4 protein-coding genes, 1 tRNA gene and 1 pseudogene are annotated in these 6412 nt (G+C 68.0%); 2 read left to right on the top strand and 4 right to left on the bottom strand.

Annotated features, from left to right (window positions below; all coding sequences use genetic code 11):
• Positions 1 to 1154: 1154 nt before the first annotated feature.
• A complete protein-coding gene (locus AB4Y86_RS09245; RefSeq protein ID WP_441401948.1) occupies positions 1155 to 1619 on the top strand; it encodes an NAD(P)-binding domain-containing protein in 465 nt (154 codons plus the stop codon).
• Between the two features lie 37 nt (positions 1620 to 1656).
• Here AB4Y86_RS09245 and selB read toward each other — a convergent pair whose 3' ends face one another.
• From selB to AB4Y86_RS09230, 3 genes are all read right to left on the bottom strand, one after another.
• The gene (gene selB, locus AB4Y86_RS09240) at positions 1657 to 3456 is read right to left on the bottom strand and encodes a selenocysteine-specific translation elongation factor (protein ID WP_441401947.1); all 1800 of its coding nucleotides are present in this window, start codon (positions 3454 to 3456) and stop codon (positions 1657 to 1659) included.
• Between the two features lie 3 nt (positions 3457 to 3459).
• A complete protein-coding gene (gene selA, locus AB4Y86_RS09235) occupies positions 3460 to 4791 on the bottom strand; it encodes an L-seryl-tRNA(Sec) selenium transferase (protein WP_441401946.1) in 1332 nt (443 codons plus the stop codon).
• Between the two features lie 37 nt (positions 4792 to 4828).
• Positions 4829 to 4923, bottom strand: a tRNA-Sec gene (locus AB4Y86_RS09230).
• A 42-nt stretch (positions 4924 to 4965) separates the two neighbouring features.
• On the opposite strand from AB4Y86_RS09230, the gene selD reads away from it, so the two are divergent.
• Complete coding sequence (gene selD / locus AB4Y86_RS09225; RefSeq protein ID WP_441401945.1) at positions 4966 to 5991, top strand: selenide, water dikinase SelD; 1026 nt, start codon at positions 4966 to 4968, stop codon at positions 5989 to 5991.
• A gap of 29 nt (positions 5992 to 6020) precedes the next feature.
• Here the strand turns inward: selD and AB4Y86_RS09220 are convergent.
• Positions 6021 to 6412: pseudogene (locus AB4Y86_RS09220) on the bottom strand (NrfD/PsrC family molybdoenzyme membrane anchor subunit); the annotation flags it as partial.

Here is a 6412-nt window from a genome sequence, read left to right as displayed (position 1 = left end):
CAACGCTGTTGCACCAGAATACGAGTGAGCCAGACCACAGTCAATCAATTTTCACCTGTAGGAAGAAGTCTGTTTACATCTCTATCTGGATTAAGATCCATCTCCGCAACAGTCGCAGTCATCCAAACGTGTGCATCCGACGCAACGCAGTTGCATCAAGCAGTACTTTTCGGTGAATGTAAACAGATCGGCATGATAGGCGTTCTGAATAAGTCTCTGGGAGGCGTCGACGCTAACATGCACCTTCGGTCCAAGGGCGGTTCACCTCGTGGGGCGCTAGGCCTTCGACCCAGTGTCTAAGTACCTCGTCCTGAAAGTGTGGCGCTGGTCCTTTCACCGCAGGCCGATGGGCGCGTCCTGGTCATGCACCTTTCTGCTCCTTCGACGATGAGATGTCTGAAGAGAGGTGCCGCGTCATGATTCCTGTTGATCCCGGGCCTGAGCCGTGCGCCGGACTCCGGCGCTCCGTGCACGCCTTGCGCCGGTGCCCGGCCAGGACACGTGCAGATCGGCACCCGTTGAGGAATGCAGGTGCGCAACAGGCAGGAGGACTTCCCGCATCCGACGGGCTGCGGCACTTCTCTGGACGGTACATCAAGCCGCCAAAAAAGGAGGGTGTGCACAATGTGCACACCCTGGGCTTCGGATCGGATCGTACTGGTGCCGGACTGGGCCGGATTGCGGAGCTTCTCGGGGGAATGGCGGATTTCCGGGGGCTGGAACCCGGTTCGAGTCCCACCTCGGGCACAAGTTCCCTGTTCAGGGGTTTTTTGGTTTTTCTTCGCGAGGACGGTGTCCACGCCCTTGCCTCTGATCTGATATTCCGAGTGTGTCGGGGTCCCGGAAGCGGTCTATTCGGTTGGCTGGGGGAGCGGCTGCCTACGGTGGTAGCGCCCCGTGGTGTCGTTGCTGGGTATTCATCCTCGTTCGTCCTTTCGTGGAGTTTTCTCGTTCACTACTTCATGGTGGCTAGGGCCGCTGACAACGTGACTCCTTGGTTATTCTTTAGATTGATCTTGGGTTGCGGCTTGCAGGTCCTGGAGGGCGAGGCGCAGCGCCAGCTCGACCTCGAGGTCGTTGCCGAGGGGAGCCGAACTCGAAGGTCGGGTTCCGGCATTGGGTCGTAGGCTCGGTGAAGGAACACGAAGCGCAACGTGGCAGTGCTGGGAGCCGGCATTRTGGGGGCCGCGATGGCCCGCAACCTTCTGCGGGCCGGACACGAGGTCCACGTGTGGAACCGGGACCAGGCCAAGACCGGCCCACTTGCCGACGCCGGAGCGCAGGTGGCCTTGTCCCCGGCCGAAGCCGTCGCTGGCGCCGACGTGATACTGACGATGCTCTACGATGCCGCCGCCGTGACCGAAGTAATCCGGCAAGCCGCCCCGGGAATCCGGCAGGGCGCAGGTTGGGTGCAGTCCACGACTGTCGGCGTGAACGATGTCGCGGCCCTGTGCAGGCGTTTCGGCGCACCGTTGGAGACTTCGAGAGGACGGGCGCTGAGCTGCTCGAACTGTTGGTGCAGTGCCATATCGACCCCTGAGGCCCGAACGTTGTTGACCAATGAGCTTATGCATTTTGCCCTTCAGGGACTTGGGGATGACCGCCCTCCATCCGCTTAGCGGATTGGGTGGTTCACCTGTCACGGTGATCTACCGTTCAGACGGGTCGACGCACTACCGTGCGGTGACCGGCATCCAGTCGCCGGGTCCAGCCGCGTGAGTCCAGATATTCCAGTAACGGAACCGCGACCCTTCGTGTTGTCCCGAGGGCCTGGCGTGCCTGGCTAGTGGTGAAGGGCTGCTCAAGGCGGGCCAGCTCGCGCATCGCAAAGGCCGGTGCCGTGGGCAGGAGTACCACTCCGTCGCGCAAGCGCAGCAGCCGCCCGGTGCGTTCGGCGGCAGCGAGCTCCCGGGCGCCCAGGCCCAGCGCGGCCAGCTCTTCGGCTTCTGGGGCTTGGAATGCGCGGGCGGTCAGCCTGCGCTCCAGTTCATCCACCGCCGGCCCGACGGCGCCAAGGTCGCGTTGGATGCCTGGGAGCCGGACGTGGCCGCTCTCCTGCTCCAGACCTGCTTCGCGAACGACCGGGTCAAGAAGCCGCTCATCGGGCAGGTTCAGCAGATCCCGGGCCGCGCCCCGGGAAAGGCCCGGGGCGAGGGGATCGCGCTCATGCAGTGTCTGGAGGGCCGTGAGCAGCCGATGCTGCCATGCTTCGAAGGCGGGAGCGTGCACCCACCAGTCGCCGAGAACCCGGACGCCGGCGGGCGCCGCGTCGTGGGCAGACAGCAACCCGAGCCGGCGCAGGTATTCTTCCTGCACGGCCCCACGGGCCGCAACTTCCGCCAGCACGTCTCCGGCGGCGTCCATGCCAGCGAGCCGCTCAGCCCAGTGGATGCCGTCACCGCGCCGCCGCAAGGCCGGCGGATCGGCGTCGAGCACTTGTGCGCCTCCCAGCACCGAGCGGGTCCCGGGGTCCCGCAGCACCAGACGGTCCCCGAGAACCAGCGGCAGGCGCCGGTCCAGGACAAGCCGGGCGTGGTCGGCACCGAAAGGACGCAGCCGGGCCGGCACGGCGGCAGTGCCGGCATGCACCATGAGCTGCTCCGGGACGTCCGTATAGGCTACGCCGGTAGTACGGTGGATGCCCAGGACGCCCGTGACGGGCCACGCGTCGGGGGTCAGCAGAGCGTCTCCGCGGCGGACGTCGGCGGCGGAAACATCGCGCAAGTTCAGTGCCACCCGGTTGACCGGCCCCAACGAGGAATACGACGTGTCGCGGCTTTGCAGTCCGCGGACCACCACTGACCGCGAACCATCGTGGCCGAGCAACTGCAGACGGTCCCCTTGGACGAGCGTTCCCGCTGCCAACGTTCCGGTCACCACGGTTCCGGCGCCCTTGATAGTAAACGAGCGGTCCACCCACAGGCGGACCCGGCCCGTGGTGGCGGGGTCGGGCACCCCGGCCAGAACGCCGTCGAGGGTGGCACGCAGTTCGGCCAGGCCGGTGCCCTCGACGGCAGACACAGCCACTGCGGGCGCATCCGCCAGGCCAGTCCCGGCCAGCTCCCTGCGGGTCCGGGCGAGGACTTCACCAATCTGCCCGGGCGCGCGATCGGTCCGGCTGATGACCACGACGCCGTACTCAATGCCCAGCGCAGCGACGGCGTCCCGGTGGTCGCTTGACTGCGCCTGCCAGCCTTCATCGGCAGCGACGACGAAGCAGACGACGGGAGCCGGTCCGATTCCGGCCAGCATGTTGCCGAGGAACCGTTCGTGGCCCGGTACGTCCACGAAGGCAACATCCCGCCCGGAAGGCAGCGTGGTCCAGGCATAGCCCAGGTCTATGGTCAGCCCGCGGCGCCGCTCTTCCTCCCAGCGGTCCGGCTCCATGCCGGTCAGCGCGCGCACCAGCGTGCTTTTGCCGCAATCGACGTGTCCGGCGGTGGCAACGACATGCACGGTTCAGCCCGCCCCGCCTGCATCCGACCCCGTGAACGTTGCCAGCGCCTGGCGCACCGCGTCGAGTATCCTGTCATCGTGCTCTTCGGGTACGCAGCGCAGATCGAGCAGGCAGGAACCGTCGTGGACGCGGGGGAGCACGGCCGGGTCGCCGGCACGCAAGAGCCCGGCAAGCGTTTCGGGGAGCCGGAGGGCCCACCCCTGCAGGGCGACGCCGGGTGCTCCGCCGCCGCCGACCCGGCCGTCGTGCGCGACGACCGGTACCCCGAGGGCCGCGGCGAGCCGGTCGGTTCGGTTCCGCAACCAGTCCGGGTCCGCGTGCAGGGCCCGGACGACCGGCGGTGCTTCGCCCGCGACCGTAGCTTCCAGCGCCGCGAGGGCAAGTTTGTCGGCCCGCACCGCTCGGGCAAGCGGGTGGCGTGCCAGCCGGGAGATGATCTCCGTCCGGCCGAGCAGTAAACCGGCCTGGGGTCCGCCCAGCAGTTTGTCGCCGCTGGCAATGACGACGTCGGCCCCGCTGGCCAGCGCGGTGGCTGCGTCCGGTTCTTCGGGAAGGTGCGGATCGGGCGCCAGCAGTCCGCTGCCGAGATCGGCCACGAGGGCAACTCCGTGCGCCGCGGCCAGCGGGCTTAGTTCGTCCAGTGGAACAGCGGAGGTGAATCCGTCCACCCGGAAGTTGCTCGGGTGGACCTTAAGTACGCAGCCGGTGGCCGGTCCGAGGGCGTCGGCGTAGTCCCGCAGGTGCGTCCGGTTGGTCGTGCCCACCTCGCGCAGCGTCGCACCCGTTGATTCGATCAGGTCCGGTAACCGGAAGCCGGCACCGATCTCAACCAGTTCGCCGCGGCTCACCACCACCTCCCGGCCGGCGGCGAGGGCCGTGGTGGCCAGCACTAGCGCCGCAGCCCCGTTGTTGACCACCAGCGCGTCCTCGGCAGCGGGACAGGCGGCGAGCAATGCAGCCCGGGCACCGGCGCCGCGGCGGGCGCGGCTGCCGGTTACCAGATCGAGCTCCACGTCGACGTAGCCGCTGGCTGCGACAAGTGCTTCAACCGCGGCCGCAGACAGCGGGGCGCGGCCGAGGTTGGTGTGGACGACCACGCCGGTTGCGTTGAGCACCGGGCGCAGGGTGGTCGCCGTGCGGGCAGCGACGGCGGCCAGCAGGGCCGATTCCACCTGGCCGGGATCGAGGTCGCCGCGCCGCGCCTGCTCCTGGGTTTGCCGGACGAGTTCGCGGATGAGCCGTGCACTCAGGCGATTCCGGGCCGCGCAGACGGCCGGCAGCGCCAGCAGATCGTCGGTGCGCGGAATTAGCCGGCGGGGATCGACCTGGTCCACAGTCCCTCTTCCTTCCGCGGCAGTGCATGCCGGTGGTTGGCGGAGGCGGACGGGAATCGAACCCGCCAGGCCGAGATACTCAGCCTCACCGGTTTTGAAGACCGGGGGGCCCACCAGGACCCGGACGCCACCGGGATCAATGTAGCAGATCGCACACGGGGGTAACCTAGGGGAGTGAACGAGACCGAGACGTCCATTCCGCCACTTAACAACGACGGCGTCGGCCCAGTCCGGCTCACCGCCTATGCCCACGGTGGTGGCTGCGCCTGCAAGATTCCGCCCGGCGAGCTCGAAGAAGCGGTGCGCGGCCTCACCGGCCAGCCGGGCGCGGACGTGCTGGTTGGTCTTGACAGCGGCGACGACGCAGCAGCCGTCCTGGTGCGCGGCGATCTGGCGGTGCTGTCCACGGCCGACTTCTTCACTCCCGTGGTTGACGATGCCTTTGACTGGGGCCGGATCGCTGCCGCGAATGCGCTTTCGGACATTTACGCGATGGGCGGCCGCCCGATCATGGCGATCAACCTCGTCGGCTGGCCCCGCGGCGTGCTGCCACTGGAGTTGATGACTGAAGTCCTACGCGGCGGCCTGAGCGTCGCCTCGGAGGCGGCGTGCCCGGTGATCGGCGGCCATTCGATTGACGATCCGGAGCCGAAGTATGGCATGGCGGTTACCGGCGTCGCCCATCCCGACCGGTTGCTGCGCAACGACGCCGCCCAGCCCGGGCTGCCGCTCACGCTCACCAAGCCGATCGGCGTCGGGCTGCTCAATAACCGGCACAAGCAGACCGGTGAAGTGTTCGCGGAAGCGGTAGCGACGATGACGCGCCTGAACCGCGACGCCGCCGAGTCAGCGGTGGCGGCCGGCGTGCGTGCGGCCACGGACGTGACGGGCTTCGGCCTGCTGGGGCACCTCTACAAAATGTGCCGCGCCTCCGGGGTGGGGGCAGTAATCGACCGGGAAGCGGTGCCAGTCGTCGACGGCGCCCTGGAGGCGCTGCGGGATGGCTTTGTCTCCGGCGGGACGCGTCGGAACCTCGATTGGGTGCGGCCGCACCTACGGGCCGCCGCCGGCGTCACCGAAGACGATTTGCTCCTGCTGGCCGATGCACAGACCTCCGGCGGCCTGCTCGTCGTCGGTGAGGTGCCCGGCTATCCGGTAATCGGACACACCGTCGTCGGCCAAGGCACCGAGATCCGCTGAACCCGATCCACTAAGCCACGGCAGAGCCGTCAGCCGGCAGTAGTGATCGAATCGCTGGTGATGCCGGCAGCGCGGCGGGCGGCGAGACGGTTCTTCTGCGGTTCGATCGTGTACCGCGGGTCCCGAGCCGAGGAAAGGCCGGCCTCGAACACGCCGAACCGGGTCAACGCCGAGGCGGCCAGCAGCGCCAGCCCCGAAGCCACGGCCACCGCCCGGTGGCGTCCGCCCAGCAGCGTCCCCAAACCACCGGCGGCCGCCAGCCGCTCGCTCCATTTCAGCATGACACCTGCCTTGCCCTKGTGCAGGGGCTCGGCCACCACCGGGTCCATCCGGTGCTCCATTACCCGCATGGCAACCACGTCACCCATCACGCCCAGCACAGCAAGTTTTCGGGCCGGACCCGCCTCCTGTACCGGAGTGG

This window comes from Arthrobacter sp. 2YAF22_2 (assembly GCF_052114645.1).
In the GTDB taxonomy this organism is placed as follows: Bacteria; Actinomycetota; Actinomycetes; order Actinomycetales; family Micrococcaceae; genus Arthrobacter.
Note: the sequence above shows the minus strand (reverse complement) of the source record. Positions and strands in the feature narration are given on the sequence as shown.